19 protein-coding genes and 3 tRNA genes are annotated in these 18,479 nt (G+C 46.5%); 9 read left to right on the top strand and 13 right to left on the bottom strand.

What is annotated here, in order from left to right; genetic code table 11:
- From ABY436_RS01485 to hypE, 7 genes are all read left to right on the top strand, one after another.
- The coding region (locus ABY436_RS01485; RefSeq protein WP_372737253.1) for a Ni/Fe hydrogenase subunit alpha at positions 1-945 on the top strand (945 nt) is incomplete at its 5' end.
- Positions 942-1,448, top strand: a complete 507-nt coding sequence (locus ABY436_RS01480; RefSeq protein ID WP_372737252.1) for a hydrogenase maturation protease — start codon at positions 942-944, stop codon at positions 1,446-1,448. The genes ABY436_RS01485 and ABY436_RS01480, both read left to right, overlap by 4 nt.
- Positions 1,430-1,699: a hydrogenase/urease maturation nickel metallochaperone HypA gene (locus ABY436_RS01475; RefSeq protein ID WP_372737251.1), complete on the top strand. Its 270-nt coding sequence runs from the start codon at positions 1,430-1,432 to the stop codon at positions 1,697-1,699. The genes ABY436_RS01480 and ABY436_RS01475 overlap by 19 nt, the downstream gene beginning before the upstream one ends.
- Positions 1,689-4,112 carry a carbamoyltransferase HypF gene (gene hypF / locus ABY436_RS01470; RefSeq protein WP_372737250.1) on the top strand — a complete coding sequence of 808 codons (2,424 nt, stop codon included), beginning with the start codon at positions 1,689-1,691 and terminating at the stop codon, positions 4,110-4,112. The genes ABY436_RS01475 and hypF overlap by 11 nt, the downstream gene beginning before the upstream one ends.
- Positions 4,103-4,342, top strand: coding sequence for a HypC/HybG/HupF family hydrogenase formation chaperone (locus tag ABY436_RS01465; protein ID WP_372737249.1), 240 nt, complete (start codon positions 4,103-4,105; stop codon positions 4,340-4,342). The genes hypF and ABY436_RS01465 overlap by 10 nt, the downstream gene beginning before the upstream one ends.
- Before the next feature lie 25 nt (positions 4,343-4,367).
- On the top strand, positions 4,368-5,576 hold the full coding sequence (gene hypD, locus ABY436_RS01460) for a hydrogenase formation protein HypD (protein ID WP_372737248.1): 1,209 nt from the start codon (positions 4,368-4,370) through the stop codon (positions 5,574-5,576).
- Positions 5,573-6,631: a hydrogenase expression/formation protein HypE gene (gene hypE, locus ABY436_RS01455; RefSeq protein ID WP_372737247.1), complete on the top strand. Its 1,059-nt coding sequence runs from the start codon at positions 5,573-5,575 to the stop codon at positions 6,629-6,631. The genes hypD and hypE overlap by 4 nt, the downstream gene beginning before the upstream one ends.
- 77 nt (positions 6,632-6,708) lie before the next feature.
- Here hypE and ABY436_RS01450 read toward each other — a convergent pair whose 3' ends face one another.
- From ABY436_RS01450 to ABY436_RS01440, 3 genes are all read right to left on the bottom strand, one after another.
- The gene (locus ABY436_RS01450; RefSeq protein WP_372737246.1) at positions 6,709-7,170 is read right to left on the bottom strand and encodes a GNAT family N-acetyltransferase; all 462 of its coding nucleotides are present in this window, start codon (positions 7,168-7,170) and stop codon (positions 6,709-6,711) included.
- Between the two features lie 16 nt (positions 7,171-7,186).
- Positions 7,187-7,891, bottom strand: coding sequence for a GNAT family N-acetyltransferase (locus ABY436_RS01445; RefSeq protein WP_372737245.1), 705 nt, complete (start codon positions 7,889-7,891; stop codon positions 7,187-7,189).
- 278 nt (positions 7,892-8,169) lie between these two features.
- On the bottom strand, positions 8,170-9,369 hold the full coding sequence (locus ABY436_RS01440) for a M48 family metallopeptidase (protein ID WP_372737244.1): 1,200 nt from the start codon (positions 9,367-9,369) through the stop codon (positions 8,170-8,172).
- 439 nt (positions 9,370-9,808) lie between these two features.
- On the opposite strand from ABY436_RS01440, the gene ABY436_RS01435 reads away from it, so the two are divergent.
- Positions 9,809-10,459, top strand: coding sequence for an HPP family protein (locus tag ABY436_RS01435; protein ID WP_372737243.1), 651 nt, complete (start codon positions 9,809-9,811; stop codon positions 10,457-10,459).
- Positions 10,460-10,491: 32 nt separating this feature from the next.
- Here the strand turns inward: ABY436_RS01435 and ABY436_RS01430 are convergent, their stop codons facing one another.
- The 3 genes from ABY436_RS01430 to ABY436_RS01420 form a co-directional block, all read right to left on the bottom strand.
- Positions 10,492-11,025 (bottom strand): YaeQ family protein, encoded by a 534-nt coding sequence (locus ABY436_RS01430; RefSeq protein ID WP_372737242.1) that lies wholly within the window; start codon positions 11,023-11,025, stop codon positions 10,492-10,494.
- Between the two features lie 6 nt (positions 11,026-11,031).
- Positions 11,032-11,289 carry a TIGR02647 family protein gene (locus ABY436_RS01425; RefSeq protein WP_372737241.1) on the bottom strand — a complete coding sequence of 86 codons (258 nt, stop codon included), beginning with the start codon at positions 11,287-11,289 and terminating at the stop codon, positions 11,032-11,034.
- A gap of 141 nt (positions 11,290-11,430) precedes the next feature.
- Complete coding sequence (locus ABY436_RS01420) at positions 11,431-12,333, bottom strand: neutral zinc metallopeptidase (protein WP_372737240.1); 903 nt, start codon at positions 12,331-12,333, stop codon at positions 11,431-11,433.
- A 209-nt stretch (positions 12,334-12,542) separates the two neighbouring features.
- Between ABY436_RS01420 and ABY436_RS01415 the strand changes: the two genes are divergently transcribed.
- Entirely contained in the window at positions 12,543-13,610 is a 1,068-nt protein-coding gene (locus ABY436_RS01415; protein ID WP_372737239.1) for a nucleoid-associated protein, read from the top strand.
- 97 nt (positions 13,611-13,707) lie between these two features.
- Here the strand turns inward: ABY436_RS01415 and clpX are convergent, their stop codons facing one another.
- From clpX to cueR, 7 genes are all read right to left on the bottom strand, one after another.
- On the bottom strand, positions 13,708-14,991 hold the full coding sequence (gene clpX, locus ABY436_RS01410) for an ATP-dependent Clp protease ATP-binding subunit ClpX (protein WP_372737238.1): 1,284 nt from the start codon (positions 14,989-14,991) through the stop codon (positions 13,708-13,710).
- A 117-nt stretch (positions 14,992-15,108) separates the two neighbouring features.
- A complete protein-coding gene (gene clpP / locus ABY436_RS01405; protein ID WP_372737237.1) occupies positions 15,109-15,741 on the bottom strand; it encodes an ATP-dependent Clp endopeptidase proteolytic subunit ClpP in 633 nt (210 codons plus the stop codon).
- Between the two features lie 84 nt (positions 15,742-15,825).
- On the bottom strand, positions 15,826-17,130 hold the full coding sequence (gene tig / locus ABY436_RS01400) for a trigger factor (protein WP_372737236.1): 1,305 nt from the start codon (positions 17,128-17,130) through the stop codon (positions 15,826-15,828).
- Between the two features lie 251 nt (positions 17,131-17,381).
- A tRNA-His gene (locus ABY436_RS01395) sits at positions 17,382-17,457 on the bottom strand.
- Between the two features lie 37 nt (positions 17,458-17,494).
- Positions 17,495-17,579, bottom strand: a tRNA-Leu gene (locus ABY436_RS01390).
- A 15-nt stretch (positions 17,580-17,594) separates the two neighbouring features.
- Positions 17,595-17,670 (bottom strand) — tRNA-His (locus ABY436_RS01385).
- Between the two features lie 295 nt (positions 17,671-17,965).
- Positions 17,966-18,355: a Cu(I)-responsive transcriptional regulator gene (gene cueR / locus ABY436_RS01380; protein WP_372737235.1), complete on the bottom strand. Its 390-nt coding sequence runs from the start codon at positions 18,353-18,355 to the stop codon at positions 17,966-17,968.
- Between the last annotated feature and the right edge of the window lie 124 nt (positions 18,356-18,479).

Here is an 18,479-nt window from a genome sequence, read left to right as displayed (position 1 = left end):
GTTGCTATGGCTAAAGATTATCCGGATATTGTGCAACGCGGCCTGCAAATCAAAAAAACCGGTAATGCGATTGTCAATCTTATTGGCGGCCGCGAAATCCATCCTATTAATGTGCGTGTCGGCGGTTTTTATCGTGCGCCAACCGTCTCTGAGTTACAACCGTTGCGCGAAGAGCTACTCAAAGGCCGTGACCTGGCTATCGCATCCGTTCGCTGGGTAGCCTCACTGCCATTTCCACAATTCCAACGCGATACGCCTTTCGCTTATGAATTTGTCGCCCTGTCGCATCCGGACGAATACCCGATGAATGAAGGCAGGATCATCTCTTCCACGGGTTTGGATATTAACGCTCGGCAATATGAGGAGCATTTCGCAGAAGAGCATGTCAGGCACAGCAATGCTTTACACAGCGTTATCAAAGGGCGTGACAAAAACAATGATGCTTACCTGGTAGGACCGATGGCCCGTTATAACCTTAACTATGACCGGCTTTCACCATTGACTAAAAAGGTGGCTGAAGAGGTTGGCTTCCCACGATTCTGCGACAACCCCTTCCAGAGTATTATCGTACGCAGCCTTGAAGTTCTTTATGCCTTTGATGAGGCTATACGAATTATTGACAACTACCAGCGCCCCGCAGCTCCCTACCTAGAAACGCAGCCCTCTGCCGCAACCGGATATGCGGTGACCGAAGCACCTCGCGGGTTGCTTTATCATCACTACAGTATGGATGAACAGGGTAAAATCACAGATGCTAAAATCGTTGCACCAACCTCTCAAAACCAGAAAACTATCGAGAACGACCTGCGTTATCTGGTTCCTCACTATATGCACCTTGAGGAAGACAATCTTCGCTCGTTATGTGAGCAAGCCATCCGCAATTACGACCCCTGTATCTCCTGTGCAACACATTTTCTTAAGATACATAAGGACAAAAAAGAATGAAGCCATTGATTATCAGCCTAGGGAACCGCTACCGCTGTGATGATGGTGTCGGCCCCTATACGCTTGACCTATTACAACTCGTCCTTGGAGAATCCAGCGATTTTATAGAAAATGTTGGCGATACATCCACCTTGCTTGATATCTGGCAACACAGGGATAAAGTGGTTTTAATCGATGCGTGTTATGCCGATGACACAACTGATACAACTGATTCATCTACAATACAGCCAGGTCAGATTTTCAGGCTGGATGGTCTGAATGAAAGCCTGCCCGCCGACAACCCAGTGTCTTCCAACCATGCCATCAGTATTGCCAATGCCATTGAGCTTGGTAAATTATTGCATCAACTGCCACAATCACTGACTATCTACAGTATTTCAGGCAATAATTTTTCTCAGGGGGAAGCTATCAGCCCACCTCTTCTCATTGCTGCACAACAGCTTGTAAGCCTGATTAGCGTCGAACTCAACACAGGAAATAAAGCATGCACGAGCACTCCCTGATGAAAGACCTGTTGGATAAAATCCAGCAACTCAGCACTCTTGAAAAGAAACCACTGATAGCGGTCAACATCCAGCTGGGAGCGTTAGCACACATTTCCAAAAACCACCTGCGCGAACATTTTGAGCACGAAGTATCGGGAACAACGTTACAAGGTGTCATACTGAATATTGAAGAATTAGACGGGATTGATCACCCCCAAGCTCAGGATATTGTGCTGCAAAGCCTGGAGTTCGAAGACAGTGGCGGTTAAACGCTGTTGTATCCATATCGAAGGCATCGTTCAGGGCGTTGGGTTTCGCCCTTTTGTCTATCGGCTCGCTAAGGAAAAATCTCTGCATGGCTGGGTTGCTAACCATCCTCAGGGAGTGACCATTGAGGTTCAGGGCGAGACGCTGTCAATCCGTAATTTTCTGCAAGCGCTGACAACAAACAAGCCACAGCAGGCTGAAATACATACGCTCAATACCCACTTAACCGCATTAACAGAGGACGCTTGTTTTACCATCAGAGAGAGCATCCAAAGCAAACCTAGACCTGAAAATAAAATATTTGAAAACAACGTATCTGAAAAAAACGTATCTGAAAATATAGCACCTGAAAAAAGAGCTTCAAAAAGGGAAACATCGGTCACCCCACTAATAAGCATCCCGGCAGATACCGCCCCCTGTCAGCTGTGTCTTGATGAGATGTTTGATCCTGACAATCGCCGCTATCACTACCCTTTCAGCAACTGCACTAATTGTGGACCGCGTTTCAGTATTATTGAAAGCCTGCCCTACGACAGAAAAAACACCACCATGCAGCCGTTTACGCTCTGCGACAGCTGCCAACAAGAGTATACAGATCCACTTAACAGGCGTTTCCATGCAGAACCGACCGCCTGCCCGGACTGTGGTCCGCAGTTACACCTGTGTGATAGCAAAGGACGTCTGATAACCAACCACACAGATGCTCTGCAACAAACGGCCCGGGCTATTCTTAATGGACAGATAGTGGCCATTAAAGCTGTGGGTGGTTTTCAGTTACTGGTTGACGCCACTAACCCACAAGCCGTTGATCGCCTGCGGCAACGAAAAAACAGACCGGCCAAACCCTTTGCTCTGATCTATGCCGATACAGAGAACATTCAACAAGATTGCATCGTCTCTGAAACCGAGAAAGCGCTACTGCTTTCTCCTCAGCGCCCTATTGTGCTGCTGGCTAAAAAGAAAGCCCCCCAAAACGAGATAGCGACCGCTGTCGCACCGGATAATAGTGATCTCGGTATTATGCTGCCCGCCTCACCCTTGCACTACTTGCTGATGGCACTGTTACAGCGCCCGATTGTTGCCACCAGCGGTAATATTGCCGCTGAACCCATCTGTATCAGTAATACTCAGGCACTGCAGCGGCTATCAACAGTGGCCGATCTGTTTTTACTACACAATCGCTCTATTGTTCGCCCGTTAGATGACTCCGTTGTCAGGGTAATCAACGGCGTAGCTACACTGCTGCGGCGCAGCCGGGGTTATGCGCCATTACCCTTATCATTATCACTGCCTGAACCGATGCACTCCTCATCACCCTCACCTGACCTACTCGCAGTGGGTGGACAGTTGAAGAATTGCGTGGCGATATCACATAATAATCACGTCTACCTCAGTCAGCATTTAGGTGACCTGGACAATCGCCATACGCAAGAAGCTTTTGAGCACGCCATTAGCGATCTGGCACATTTTTGTGAAGTAAGTCCCGATACTATTATTCACGATCTGCATCCCAACTATGACTCGACACGATGGGCGCTATCCAGTAGAAAAAAATGTCTTGCAGTGCCGCATCATATCGCCCACTTTTTCTCCTGTATGGCTGAGCACCAGCATTTTGGTCGCGCATTAGGCGTCAGCTGGGACGGTTCAGGTTACGCTAACGAAGGTATGCTTCGCGGGGGAGAGTTTTACAGTTGGAACGGCTATGCAGAAATCAACCATCTTGCCTCGTTGCGCTCCTTTCCGCTGCCGGGTGGTGAACAGGCGATCCGTGAACCACGTCGCCAGGCGGCGGGATTGCTATATGCCCTAACGGGCGAAGATGCTTTTACTGAATACCCTGTGCTGCGCCAACAATTCAGCAGATCTGAACTATACAATCTGCAGAGGATGCTTTCACGACAACTGAACTCACCTATCTGCTCCAGTGTTGGCAGGCTGTTTGATGCCGTTGCCGCGCTATTGGGCATTGCAACCCACAACCATTTTGAGGGTCAGGCAGCCATGGCACTGGAAGCCTGCGCTTACCCATCCAAAGCCCGCTGGCATTTCCCTTTTGACGTCATCAGTAAGCAGGGTAGTCAACATCCCGAACAAAGCATCGATTGGGGTCCTATGATCATTGCACTGCTGGATTCTCAGAAAAAACAGATGCCCCGCGAAGATATAGCAGCCGCCTTTCACAACACACTGGCGCAGATAATATTAACCATCACGCAAGCGTTTGACGGCTATCCGGTTTTTCTCTCCGGGGGTGTATTCCAGAACAAGCGATTAACAGAAACCGTTACTCTGTTGTTACGCCAGCATGGTCAACAGGTTTATCATCATGAAGCAGTACCTGCCAATGATGGCGGCCTTGCTTTAGGCCAGATTTATTACGTACGCTGTCTGGAGAACAGATCATGTGTTTAGCCATTCCGGGAAAAATAGAGCATATCCTAAACCCACTGCCGATGGAGAAAACTGGCACAGTCAGTTTTGGCGACATCCGAAAAGAGATTAACCTGGCTTTTGTTCCTGAAGCTGATGTAGGTGATTATGTTATTGTGCATGCGGGCTTTGCCATCAGTAAAATTAATCAAACTGAAGCACAAAAAATCTTCCGGTTACTCGCTGATGATGAACCGGATCCCGCTTGTTGAGGCTTTCGGTTAAGGATAGGTTTTTATGAAATATATGCATGAATACCGCCAGGCAGATACCATTAAGCAACTCGCTGACAAAATTGCTGATGTTACCAGCCAACCCTGGACAATCATGGAAGTCTGCGGCGGCCAAACCAACGCTATTGTTAAATTCGGCCTGCAGCAATTCTTACCCACGCACATAGAACTGGTGCATGGTCCCGGCTGTCCGGTATGCGTTACCCCAGTCGACATCATCGACAAAGCTATCGACATTGCCGCACGCCCAAACGTTATATTCTGCTCCTTCGGCGACATGCTGCGGGTTCCGGGCAGTGCAAAAGATTTACAGTCAGTTAAGGCCGAGGGCGGCGATATCCGCATTGTCTACTCCCCCATGGATGCCCTGAAACTCGCTCAGAGCCATCCTGACAAAGAGGTCGTATTTCTCGCCATAGGTTTTGAAACCACAGCACCCGCTAATGCAATGGCTGCTTATCAGGCACGTGCAAAAGGGATCACAAATTTCTCGCTGCTTACTTCTCAGTTTTTAGTGCCGCCAGCCATCGAAGCCATGTGCCAGTCGCCGCAATCACGAATCCAGGGGTTTCTCGCTGCCGGTCATGTCTGTGCCATCATGGGATACGAAAGTTACCCTCAGCTAGCAGAAAAATATGGCGTCCCTATCGTCGTCACGGGGTTTGAACCGCTGGATATTCTGCAAGGTATTTTGCTCTGCGTACAACAGCTGGAACAGGGCAGATCAGAAGTAGAAAATCAGTACAGCCGTGTTGTTACTCAACAGGGAAACCTGCCAGCTCAACAGATGATAACTGAGGTATTTGAGTGTCAGTCGCAAAGTTGGCGCGGCATCGGGCACATACAACAGAGCGGCCTGAAGCTCAGAGAAGCATTCTGGCCTTTTGATGCCGGGCATAAATTCGGTTTACGAGATAGAGTCTCATCAGCCAACAAAACAGATGATACGACTGGCTGCATCAGCGGTGAGATCATGCAGGGATTAAAAAAGCCGTGCGACTGCATTCATTTCGCTAAAAAATGCCGTCCGGAATCGCCCATTGGCGCTCCGATGGTTTCATCAGAAGGTGCTTGCGCCGCCTATTATCGTTATGCCACGTCTAGTCAGAGCGCCACTTTTAATAAGAGAGTCACTTTTAAAAACAGAGTCACTTTTAAAAAGAGAGTCACTACCGAGACTTCAGAGAAAACGGCAAAAAGGCGAGATCAATGACAAAAAAACAGATTGAGATCAATCCGGAATGCCCGCTACCTTTCTCTGCCAATGAGCGCGTCACTTTAGGTCATGGCAGCGGAGGCCAACTCAGCCATCAACTGTTAACAGAGCTAATCTATCCCTATTTTGATAACCCTGTGCTGGCTACAGGCCACGACAGCGCCCTACTCAGCATAGGCAAACAACGACTGGCATTCACTACTGATTCGTTCGTCGTCAGTCCGTTATTTTTTCCCGGCGGCGATATCGGAAAACTGGCGATATACGGAACCGTGAACGATTTGGCCATGAGCGGTGCAAAGCCACTTTACCTCAGCTGTAGCCTTATTCTTGAAGAAGGCCTGCCCATGAACACCCTATCAACAGTGTTGGCATCCATGAGCCAGACCGCTCAGGAAAGCGGAATACAACTGGTAACCGGCGACACCAAAGTTGTGGAAAAAGGTAAGGGAGATGGAATTTATATCAATACATCCGGAATTGGCGTTGTAGCACATGACGTCTGCATCGCCCCACAACAGATTGAAAAAGGTGATCTTATTATCCTCTCGGGTGACATCGGCCGACACGGTATGGCTGTGATGGCAATGCGCGAAGGACTGACATTTGATAATCCCCTGAACAGTGACTGCGCCGCCCTTTCTGATCCCATTCAAAGCCTGTTGAACGAAGGCATCGTAATACATTGCTTACGTGACCTGACCCGTGGCGGTTTAGCAACAGCACTGGTAGAGTTGTCAGAGAGCGCTGCACAAACCTTCCTCGTAGAAGAAACCGCCATCCCTGTTAGCGATACCGTCACCGGTGCCTGTGAAATGCTGGGACTCGACCCCTGCTATGTAGCCAACGAAGGGCGTTTTATTGCGTTTATACCCGCCGCTCAGGCAGAAGCCGCACTCACCCTGCTGCGTAATCACAGCGTAAGCGCAACCAGCTGTATTATTGGTCGCGTAGTCGAGGGTAATAAGTCTCAGGTGGTCTACAAAACGACCATGGGTAGTGAGCGATTGATGCAACGCTTACCAGGTGAGCAACTGCCCAGGATTTGCTAAAACCTTTCATTGAGTCCTGATTAAGCCCCCGCCAGAACATTCGGGTTATGCTGGGGGTAATGATCAATAGACATAATTCATTCAATCGTTAATTGATAGGTTTGCCAATGCGTTTTAGTGGCCAACTTGTCATACACTGAGCGCGCCCGGTAATTATTCTCTGCGGTGATCCACCTTACCAATGGCCAACCTTGCTGTTTAGCCGCCGCACTCAATCCGGCAAACAACTGATCGACGACCCCCTCACCCCGAACAGCCGGATCGACATAAAGGTCATCCAGAAAACCAACAGCAGCACCTCTTAATGGCGATAACATGGCTCGATAGTGCATCAAACCCATGGCGTTGCCCGCAGGATCCTTGGCTATCAATGCATAGAATGCTTGCGAATCATCCAATATCCATGACCAGACTGAATTCAGGATATCCTGATTCATCGGCACCTGATAGAAATCAGCATAGTCATAATACAATCTCTGCCATTGCTCCCGGTCATCTGCCTGCACTGGAGTAACAGATATTTTTTGCGTTAACGGCATAACGATTCCTTTGATGTTAATAACATTCCTGCAGACCTTTTCTTTGCTGGCCATGATGATCAAAATTGGTGTGATCCAGCCAATCTTCAAGCCCTGCTCTAATCGCCGGCCATTCTTTATCGATCACTGAAAACCAGGCAGTATCCCGGTTTCGTTGTTTATAGATAGTTGCCTGTCGAAAAACCCCTTCAAACCGAAACCCAAGTCGAAGCGCCGCCTTTTTTGAGCCTTCATTACAAGCATCACACTTCCATTCATAGCGGCGATAACCCAAGTCGTCAAACACCCGGCGCATCATCAGGTACATCGCTTCGGTTGCCAGCCGGGTTTGTTGCAAACGAGGCGAAAAGTGAATATGCCCTACCTCGATCACACCAACAGCAGCGTCAATCCGCAAAAAACTGACCAATCCAACAGCAACTGAGGTGCGCTTATCAATAATGACAAAAAATAGCGGGTCATCCGTACTGCAGCTGTCTGACAACCACTGATTGAAACTCTCAAAGCTCTTGAACGGACCGTACGGTAAATAGGTCCAGTTAACCTCTTGGGTATCTTCTGCAAAAGCCTGATACAACTGTTCTGCATGCGCCTCTGGCTGCAACGGTTCCACACTGCAATAACGACCCGGCATTACCTTACGTTGCGGTATCGGTCGACTCTGCCAATACTCAAGCCTATCGCCCATTGGCAGTCCTGCATTTTTTTTCCTGTTATCCATGATAAATCTCAGCCAGGGAAATGACTCAAAAGCACAATTGGCGCTTTGATGATGAGTTTTCGCCAGATTCTTCGGTATTCAAACCGAACGGCCTCATCTACATACTTATTATGAGAAGGTTAAGCGAAATATCGGATCATAAAAAGATCCATTGTAGATATTTATGAGAGAACCACTTTTTTTGGAGGATGATTAGCAGATGGGGAGATGTAAAAATACTCCATCAGCAGAAAGATGGAGCATTTCATTCATGGCTAAGGCTAAGGCTAAGGCTAAGGCTAATCCAGCTCAGGGTTTTCATTCAAAAGCTGGTCGACAAAGAAAACCGGAATTTCCAGTCGATGCGCAATTTCACGCAGAATCACCACTTCAGCATGGTGCGCTTTACCTTCGGCTTTCGCCATCACACAGAGGTCATGCAATACTTGCATACGCTTAGGTATCGCATTGTATTTAACCACTTGATCAGCACGTTTTGGCAGTTCTTCACGTAACTTTTCATAGTTAAAATCTTCTCTGAATTTATACTGGCCAAAGAATTTCTCAAAAACAGCAACCTCCTGTTCAGAGATCGAGCCATTGGCATTGGCAACCAGTAAACTCCCGGCAAACAGTAAGTGACGCATTGCCAGAGACGCATCGGTTTTTGATTCAAGATAACTGGGTTCCATCAGCGTCATAATACCTTCGACGCCTAACTCCAGCGTTCCTATATCAACGCCATCAGGCAGCATATGTTGTGAATGATGAAACAACTGTAATGCCTTTACCCGCAGCGGGCTGAAGGGATGGGTCATAAACCAATCTTCCATGGGTGCTCCGGCCCCGGGAGCACCGTCCACCAGCTGCATATCATCCATTTGCTTGAGGAAGTCTCCCAGATTGAAGCGAACGATAGAGCTCGTTACACCGGATGACAACTTAAACAATGACCGGGCTACGGCGTGTAAGTTTTGGGTACAAAATGCGCCGGCCCTGTCTGCCGAAATTTCAGCGAAACGCGACCAACTTGTCAGCTTTAATGCCAGGTCAGGTGAAATAGGTGTCTTGCCCTTGAGTAAATAGCCCACAGGAATATCATGATGGGCATAAATAAAATGTCCTAATTCATGCCCCATGACAAAACGTAACTCTTCCTCATCAAAGCTATCCAGCAAGCTTGAAGAGAACATAATAAACAAGCGCCCCTCCTCTGGCTTAACGCAGGCGGCATTAAAGTGCGGGCTGGAATAAGCATACAGCTCAACCGGAAGACCCACCCCCAATTTAGTCATACAGTCCTGAGCAATACGTGTCAGGCTTGGCGCCATCGCAGGACTTAAACGAACAGACGTAGACAAAAGCTTACGTCTTACACCTTGCACACCCTGGGATTCAGCTTGTGCAATTTTCTTATTGATCGCAATAACTTCGGGCGCCTGCATCAATTGTGCAGCTAATGCCAAGTCGTGCTGTGAGCGGATAGTATCTGCATTCATTGTAATTATTCTTTGTCAGTGAAAGGGCAACCGCGACGCAGTGAAAACCTTACGCGTTAGTTACACTCTATACTAAAGAAATAAAGATGAACGTAAAGCAGATGAAAAATCTTACGCCTGAGCGGGCATATTGGTTACCGATAGGATTGAACAAACCATCAGTAAATTTCCCATTAAACGAAAAATATAGCACCTCAATATAGTCGACTTTTTGTTTTAGCTTGATCTGATATACAAGCAAAAGCCTATTCTTATAAGTAGTTTTGTCGTAGAATAATGACACTATTCTGCAAGCATAGTGGTTCGAGTCCATTGTTTCATACCGATGCTATAAATTTTTGAATGATTGTTAAAGATTAATGACTAATATTTAAGCAAAAGAAATAAAGTTAAATCATTACTCGCCGATAAAATAAACATTGATGTTCGGAGACAGTAGATGGCGTTGTTAATCTATGACAACGGGAACCTTGTAAAGAACCCGTCAGCAGCACAGTTCCCACAGCGTGGTATTGCAGCCACCAACAGGAGCAGTGCATCTAAAAATTCATCCCAAAACAACACCATCAACAATCCTCAAATTACTACACAAAGTAAACCTGCCAGCTCCCCACTCACAAGCGGCACACGCTCAACGCTTGTTTCATCTCGCCTCTACGAAGAAACCGGACGCAAGTCAGACACCCTTCAGGACCGTCGGCGTTTGATTGCCCTGCATATCATGAACTCCCCGGTAATTACTGTAGGCCAGTTCGATACCGTAAAATTCGCCTGGGAATTAATGCAGCGCGAAGGTGTTAACCACTTAGTCATTGTCAATGGCAATGCACACCCTCTTGGGGTTATCACAGGCGAAAAGCTGCTCAGGTCCGGGTCCGATTCAAATAGCTTTGTTGCTAATTTACTCAATAGCGCGCTGATTGCGGTCAGCCCGGATACATTGGTGCGGGAAATAGCACTAATTTTTATGGAGCAAAAGGTAAGTTGTGTCCCGGTAGTAGAACAGGATCACAAAGTGGTTGGTATTGTTTGTCGCAGTGATCTTTTACGCTTGCTGGTCAGCGGCCCCAACCTTGCGCAACGTGTCTGATATCATTTAACAACTATTTCTGCAGCTGCCATTTATAGAAGCTGCTTAAAACCCAGCGTTAACTGCAATTCATCTTTATTCAGATAGATCTCATTATCAGTAATTGTCATGGTAATAGAGGTGCTGCGATCAAGCAGTACCGGAAGTGAAGCGCTTTGCTCTGCATTAAACTGCCAGACCGCCACCCGAGGCAAGCCCTTATAAGCCTCCTGAGCACGCCCCCACCAGATATCAGACTCACGCCCAAATGCATACAAAGACACCTTAGGAGAACGACTGACAGCTTTACGGATACGTTCAGGGGTTGCCTGCCCGACTTCAAACCAGTGATTTACCTGCCCATCTAAACCACATTCCCAAATATCAGGCTCATCGGTTGCAGATAAACCGCGGCTAAACTGCAAGTCTTCATGATAATTCAGGCCATAAACCATCAGCCGGATCATCATACGCTCTTGCGTTTCGGAAGGATGTTGCGCAAGGGTGAGTTTACAGCTGGTATATAAATCGCGATTCATATCAACCAGCTGCAACTTCACCTTATAGATGGTTGGTTTGAGTGCCATGTGTGTTTAAGAAGTCGTATCCACTTGAACGGGAGTTGTTAAAATCATCAACAGACTTTGAGCATGCTCAGCCGCATCATGCCCAAGGTCTGTCAGATAACCACCATCTTCCTGACTGATCAGATCTTTATCAAACAAGCGCTTTGCAGCAGCGACCGTCTGCGGCCCTGCGCTATGATGAACTTTAATACCTTCTTGCGTAGTACCCAGATTGAAGTGGTTCAGTAGATTCAGTTCAGCTATCAACTCAGCGTCATATGGCATTATGTATTTCCTCACGTCGTTTCTATGCCAGCAGCATAGAGCTTATATGCGCCTCAGTACAGCCCCATCTTAAAAAGATAGCGCTGCGCTAAGGTTGAATGATTGATATCAGGTCGATCAGCTTTCAGGTACCAGGGAATACTAGAAAGTATTGCAACTCTGCAGATCGCCACGCCTGAAACCCAGGTTAAACCATTTGACACGTTGCGCCGACGTTCCATGTGTAAACGAATCCGGCACACTATAGCCTTGAGCACGCTTCTGGATAGCGTCATCACCAATTTTACTGGCCGCATTCATTGCTTCATCAATATCCCCCGGCTCGACAATATTTCTGACACGGTTAGCATGATGCGCCCAAATCCCGGCCAGGCAGTCTGCCTGTAGCTCCAGCTTAACCGACAAAGCATTAGCTTCTGGCTCAGACATGCCACGCTGCAGTTGATGAACCTGCTGTAAAATGCCGAATTGTTGTTGTACGTGATGTCCGACTTCATGCGCAATAACATACGCCTGTGCAAAGTCACCCGGGGCTTTAAATGTGTGTTTCAGCTCTTCATAAAAACTAAGATCGATATAGACTTTCTGGTCACCAGAACAATAAAACGGCCCCATAGCAGACTGCGCCGTCCCGCACGCAGATTTCACCGCGCCACGAAACAGCACCAGGTGTGGCTTTTGGTATGTTTCACCCATCTGCCCGAATAGCGGACTCCAGGTATCCTCAGTATCCGCCAGCACCACAGAAACGAATTCGGCCATCTCATCTGTCACTGCCGGAATTAGTGCGTTTCGCGACTGGGTCTGGGTCTGGGTCCGGTTTTGAGTCTGAGTTTGTACAGGCGCAGAGCCACCCAAGAGCATATTAAGAACAGTACCCGGATCGCCTCCCATCAGCATGATAACAACCGCGACAACTATAATGCCAATTCCGCCCTTACCACCACCGCCAATCCGAAATCCACGTCCAGATCTTCCGGAACCTGCCGACTCAGAACGACGATCTTCAATGTTGGTACTGCGACGACCACTTTTCCAACGCATAGGGCTCTCCGGGAATCTCGAATAAACTCAATATCATGCAAATAGTGCATGTGCTACCGCTTAAACTCAACTGCTTAATCTCAACCATGAACTAACAACTGATTAACGGCGAACCAGTCAGATCACATACACAAGAATAAAGATAACCCTGACATTACCCCGCCTTTCACTTAAAATTCAGTCTTTGATAAACAGATTCGGGAATCGTTGTGGAATTAAAGCATCTGGTAATAAGGGAACTGCATAAAGAGGAAGATCAGGCCACTGTTATCAGTGAGCGTGGTGGTAATGTGAACACTCAACATCCGGTAGTTCCAGATATGGTGCTGGCATTAAATAACGCATTAGCAAGACGCTCTACACTGACACATGGATCCTTTAACAAAGAAAACCGTGACGGCTACCCATTTATCCAGGGGTTTGAGAACTATCTAAGCGAAGAACAGACGCCTGCAAACTTCCTTAAACTGGCTGACTTGGGTATCGCACAACTGGCCGCCGCAATGGATGCACCCTCATCACGAAATGCAACAGGCGGTTACATTATCTTCGCCCACTACCAACAGGAGCGTTATGAATTTCTGCTGGTGGCATTAGTACGCAACCGCTCTGCCATCTCACTTAACGATCAGCTCAGCCCTACAGAAGTAAATGAAGTCGATCTGGATAAACTTCATCAGGCAGCCAAGATCAATATCACCTCCTATCAAAAGGGAAAAGACAGTTACCTGAGCTTTATGGGCACTAAAGAAAAAGGTGATGTCACTCATTATTTTTCAAATGCATTTGGCTGCACTGATGTAATGCCCTCGAAAAAATCTACGGGTGACCTGATCCGTGCCACACGGGATTTCTGCACGCAGAATGGCATGTACGATGAAAGAGAGCAGGTGGTCGAAGATGTCGTCAGCTATCTCAGCCGCCAGCGCTCTGAAAAAAACACAGCAAACCTACCAGACATCGAACAGATCTTTGATCAGCATATTCCAACTGAAAAAACGGAAGAGATCACTGGAAAGTTCGGACGTTTTGCCAACAGCGAAAAATATCAGGTCAGCCAGGAGTTCCAACCCCATACGCATACTCTGAATGCACTGACCAAACTAAAAGCAAAAGCAGACAATTGGCAACTCGACTTTGCCAAACGCTCTTTGGGGCCTCTCGGCTCAGGTAGCGAAATAGAGTTTGATGAGGAAAAACAGGTATTGATGATTCGTCGCCTGCCAAGCCGTGTTGTTGAACAGATCAAACGCACCCTGAAAGGCGAAGAAGAGTAGCTCCCCAGGATAACTTTATTTAGGACGGGCCTGTATGACGGGGTCAGAACAACAAAAAGGACGCATCAGCGTCCTTTTTTATTATGTCGAATCAGCACTACTTCTCGGCAGTGGCTTTAGCTTCCTGCGTCTCATAGATCAGAATAGGCTCAGATGTACCATCTATCACACCTTCATCAATCACAACTTTACTGACATTTTCCAGAGAAGGTAGTTGGTACATAATATCCAACAACGTCCCTTCCAGAATTGAACGCAACCCACGCGCACCGGTTTTACGCTCTAGGGCATGTTTAGCAATCGCATGTAATGCCTCTTTACGGAAGTCGACTTCAGCACCCTCCATTTCAAACAATTTAGTATATTGGCGCACTAAGCTATTTTTAGGCTCTGTCAGTATCTGCATCAATGCTTCTTCATCCAGCTCACCCAGCGTGGCTATCATTGGCAGACGCCCTACGAACTCAGGAATCAAACCAAATTTAACCAGGTCTTCCGCTTCAATATCCAGTAATGTATCTGAGATGGATTTTGTATCGGCCTTACTTTTCACGCTGGCATTAAAGCCGATTGAGCTTTTCTCAGAGCGATTACGGATAATCTGCTCCAGACCAGCAAAAGCACCACCACAAATAAACAGGATGTTTGAAGTATCGACCTGCAAGAACTCTTGCTGAGGGTGCTTGCGGCCACCCTGAGGCGGAACGGAAGCAACCGTACCTTCAATTAGCTTGAGTAATGCCTGCTGCACACCTTCACCCGAAACATCCCGGGTAATTGACGGGTTATCAGATTTTCGTGAGATTTTATCGATTTCATCGATATAGACGATACCCAGCTGTGCACGTTCTATATCATAATCACATTTCTGTAATAATTTCTGAATGATATTCTCAACATCCTCGCCCACATAACCGGCTTCTGTCAGCGTGGTCGCATCTGCGATAGTAAAAGGCACATTCAGCAGACGCGCCAGGGTTTGTGCCAGCAGTGTTTTACCACTACCGGTAGGCCCGATCAGCAAAATATTACTTTTACTTAACTCAATATCTTTGTTCGCTGAGCTGCTTTGAAAGCGTAAACGCTTATAGTGATTGTAAACCGCCACGGCCAGTACTTTTTTAGCACGGTCCTGACCAATAACATAATCATCCAGCTTTGCTTTGATTTCAGCAGGAATAGGTAATCGCTCTTGCGCTTCCTGCTCATCGATTTCCCGTATCTCTTCACGAATAATATCGTTACACAGGTCTACACATTCGTCACAAATAAAGACTGACGGACCAGCAATCAGCTTTTTAACTTCATCCTGATTTTTTCCACAGAATGAACAAAAAAGCTTGCCCTGCTCATTATCTTTATCGTCGATATTATCGCTCATTCAACCTACCTCATACTCATTCCAGCAAAGCGGTAATGTAATTAATAATAGCTGATGACGTACTTTTCAACTTTCTTTTCAACGCTCAGCCCATTAATACGACCCGCTAACCAGACTTTATTGACCCTGACGCTTATCTAATACTGAATCAATCAAACCGTATTCTGCTGCTGCAACAGGATCCATAAAGTTGTCCCTGTCAGTATCACGTCTGATATTTTCAATGTCCTGGCCGGTATGCTCAGCCAAGATACGATTCAATTTTTCACGAATACTAAGAATTTCTTTGGTGTGTATCTCAATATCTGTTGCCTGGCCTTGATACCCGCCTAATGGCTGATGAATCATAACGCGCGCATTAGGCAAGGCATGGCGCTTACCTGTCGCTCCGGCAGACAATAAAAACGCACCCATGCTGGCCGCCTGACCAATACACATAGTGCTGACGTCGGGCTTGATAAACTGCATAGTATCGTAAATTGCCAGACCTGCTGTAACAGAACCGCCCGGGGAATTAATGTATAAATGAATATCTTTATCTGGATTTTCTGCTTCCAGAAACAGCATCTGAGCAACGATCAGGTTCGCCATATGATCTTCAACCTGGCCAACAAGAAAGATAACCCTCTCTTTAAGAAGACGAGAATAGATATCATACGCACGCTCACCGCGAGCAGACTGCTCTACTACCATCGGCACCAGACCAGAGTTCTCAATGATCTTAGCATTGTCCTGATGGAATACTGACATGCACTTTACTCCTTATCCTTGATAAACAAAAAACGACAGCGGATCAGCACCAACTGCCGTTTTTCATTCAGTCAATGCGTCACTTTATTGTTGAGCAGGCTTGATTGCATCTTCATAAGCAACAACCGACTCAGATACTTTAGCAGAAGAAAGCAAGTGGTCGATCACTAAATCTTCCAACACTAAACTCTTAACCTGATTCAGCATTTCGTCATTGCTGTAGTACCAATCAATCACTTCCTGAGGCTCCTGGTAAGTACTGGCCATCTCTTCGATAGTAGAACGTACGCGCGCATCATCCGCTTTGATTTCGTTAGCTTTGATCACTTCCTGCACCAGCAAGCCTACAGTAACACGACGCTTAGCCTGATCTTCAAACATCTCTTTAGGCAACATGTTAGGATCAATCTCTGCACCGCCACCAAAACGCTGTACAGCTTGCTTACGCAGATTATCGATTTCACTGTCAACCAATGCGCTTGGCACTTCGATTCCGTTAAGATCGACCAACTGAGTGAAAACCTGGTCTTTCAGTTTCATTTTCAGAGCATTTTTCATTTCACGTTCCATATTAGAACGTACTTCAACTTTAAATGACTCTAAATCAGTGGCTTCAAGCCCGAATTTACCAAAAAATTCTTCGTTCAGTTCTGGCAACTCAGGCGTAGACACTGACAGTACTTTTACGTTGAATGAAGCTTCTTTACCTTTCAGGTTTTCAGCGTGATAATCTTCAGGAAAAGTCGCTTTAACCTCAACATCATCACCCGCTTTAGCGCCGATCAGGGCATCTTCAAATCCTGGAATCATTGAGTTTGAACCCAGAACCAGATCCATACCCTCTGCTTTACCACCTTCAAATGCTTCACCGTCGATGAAACCTTCAAAATCAATCTTCAGACGATCGCCATCAACAGAGGCGTGTTCGACTTCAGTCCAGTTAGCTTGCTGCTTACGCAAGGTATCAATCATCTGTTCCAGATCAGCATCTTTCACTTCAGAGCTTTGCTTATCGATCTCTACGGCAGAAAAATCAGCCAAAGTGACTTCAGGATAAACTTCGAATGTTGCTACAAACTGGAAGTCTTCACCATCTTTATCATTTTTGAATTCGATTTGAGGACCACCAGCAGGGGTAATTTTTTCCTGCTGCACAGCTTCATAAAAGCTCTGCTGAAGTACTTCACTAATAACATCCTGACGAATACCGGCACCGAAACGTTGCTTAGCAACTTTCATAGGAACCTTGCCAGGGCGGAAACCGTCCAAACGCTGAGTACGAGCAGCTTGCTGAACTCGTTTATTTACATCACTTTCAATGCGCTCTGCTGGCACAGTGATTGTCATCTGACGCTCTAGAACGGAGGTCGTTTCAACAGAAACTTGCATGGAATTCCTCACAAAAAATACTATGTACCGGTTTATCGATCTTTATGAACTAGTTTACCGGAATACTCACCTGATTAGTTCACAAAGTCGTTTAAATAAGACTCGATTATACTTCCAAGTCAAAAATTCTAAAGCGCGAAATTTTCCGGCACTTGAGCATATTAGTCAAGTGATTACGGAAAAACAGGCTCTCAAGTTAATTTTATTGGAAAAAGGAGTGAATTATTAATGATATCAGAGAAAAAAAGATATGGGGTGAACGATGGGGCTTGAACCCACGACCGCCGGAATCACAATCCGGAGCTCTACCAACTGAGCTACGCCCACCACTACAAATAAAAACACCATTTACCAGGACGGTAAATGGTGCGGATGGAGAGACTCGAACTCTCACGCCTTGCGGCACTGGTACCTAAAACCAGCGTGTATACCAATTTCACCACATCCGCATTCGATTTTTAGCATGGGGTGAACGATGGGGCTTGAACCCACGACCGCCGGAATCACAATCCGGAGCTCTACCAACTGAGCTACGCCCACCATAACTAAAATCACTTTTTTTACCAGATAAGTATCAAAAGCGCACTTGATTGAAACAGTCTTAAAATCCCTGTCTTCAGCGCCTAGGTAGCGCCTCACTCAAGATGGGGCGTATTCTATGGATAGCTTCGCGCACTGTCAACCAATTTATTATGAAATCTGAAAGAAAATTTGCAGTCATTTCAATAGACTAGCTTTACTATAAAAAAGCTGAATTTTTTATTGACGCAACTTTTGCAAAGGGGTGATAAATATTACTTACGATCCGGACTCCTGCCCGTTAAAACAGACGTTATCAGCCCTGAGTCAGCTTATCCAATATCGGACAATATGCCTGATCATCTCCCAAACACTGCCCCACTACCCCTTCCAGCACATCACGCATGTTCTGTAGCTGCTCAATCTGTTGATTGACCGTATGCAAATGCCGCTCAGCCTTTTGCTTTACAGCTGCACTGGTTCTTTCAGGATCCTGAGAAATCAGTAACAACTCATGACTATCACTTAAGGAAAAACCTAACGCACGCGCACGCTTAATAAACAACAACCGCTCCAACTGTTCCTTATCATACTGCCGATAGCCATTTTCACCCCGCTTAGCCGGGGGAATGATCTGTTGTTGCTCATAATAACGAATTGTCTTGCTGCTAAGACCCGTATGCTTAGCCGCGTCTGCGATATTCATTTTCTCACCTGATCTGTCTTTACTATCTCTACTACTGCATGGCAGTCGCACTGCAGCCACTTTTATCATTTGACCTTACTGCTACTGTAACCTTTACACTGTCATAAATAGTACCTCAATCAGT

It is taken from the genome of Neptunomonas sp. (assembly GCF_041601355.1).
GTDB lineage: Bacteria > Pseudomonadota > Gammaproteobacteria > Pseudomonadales > Balneatricaceae > Neptunomonas.
This window is presented reverse-complemented; position numbering and strand designations above follow the sequence as displayed.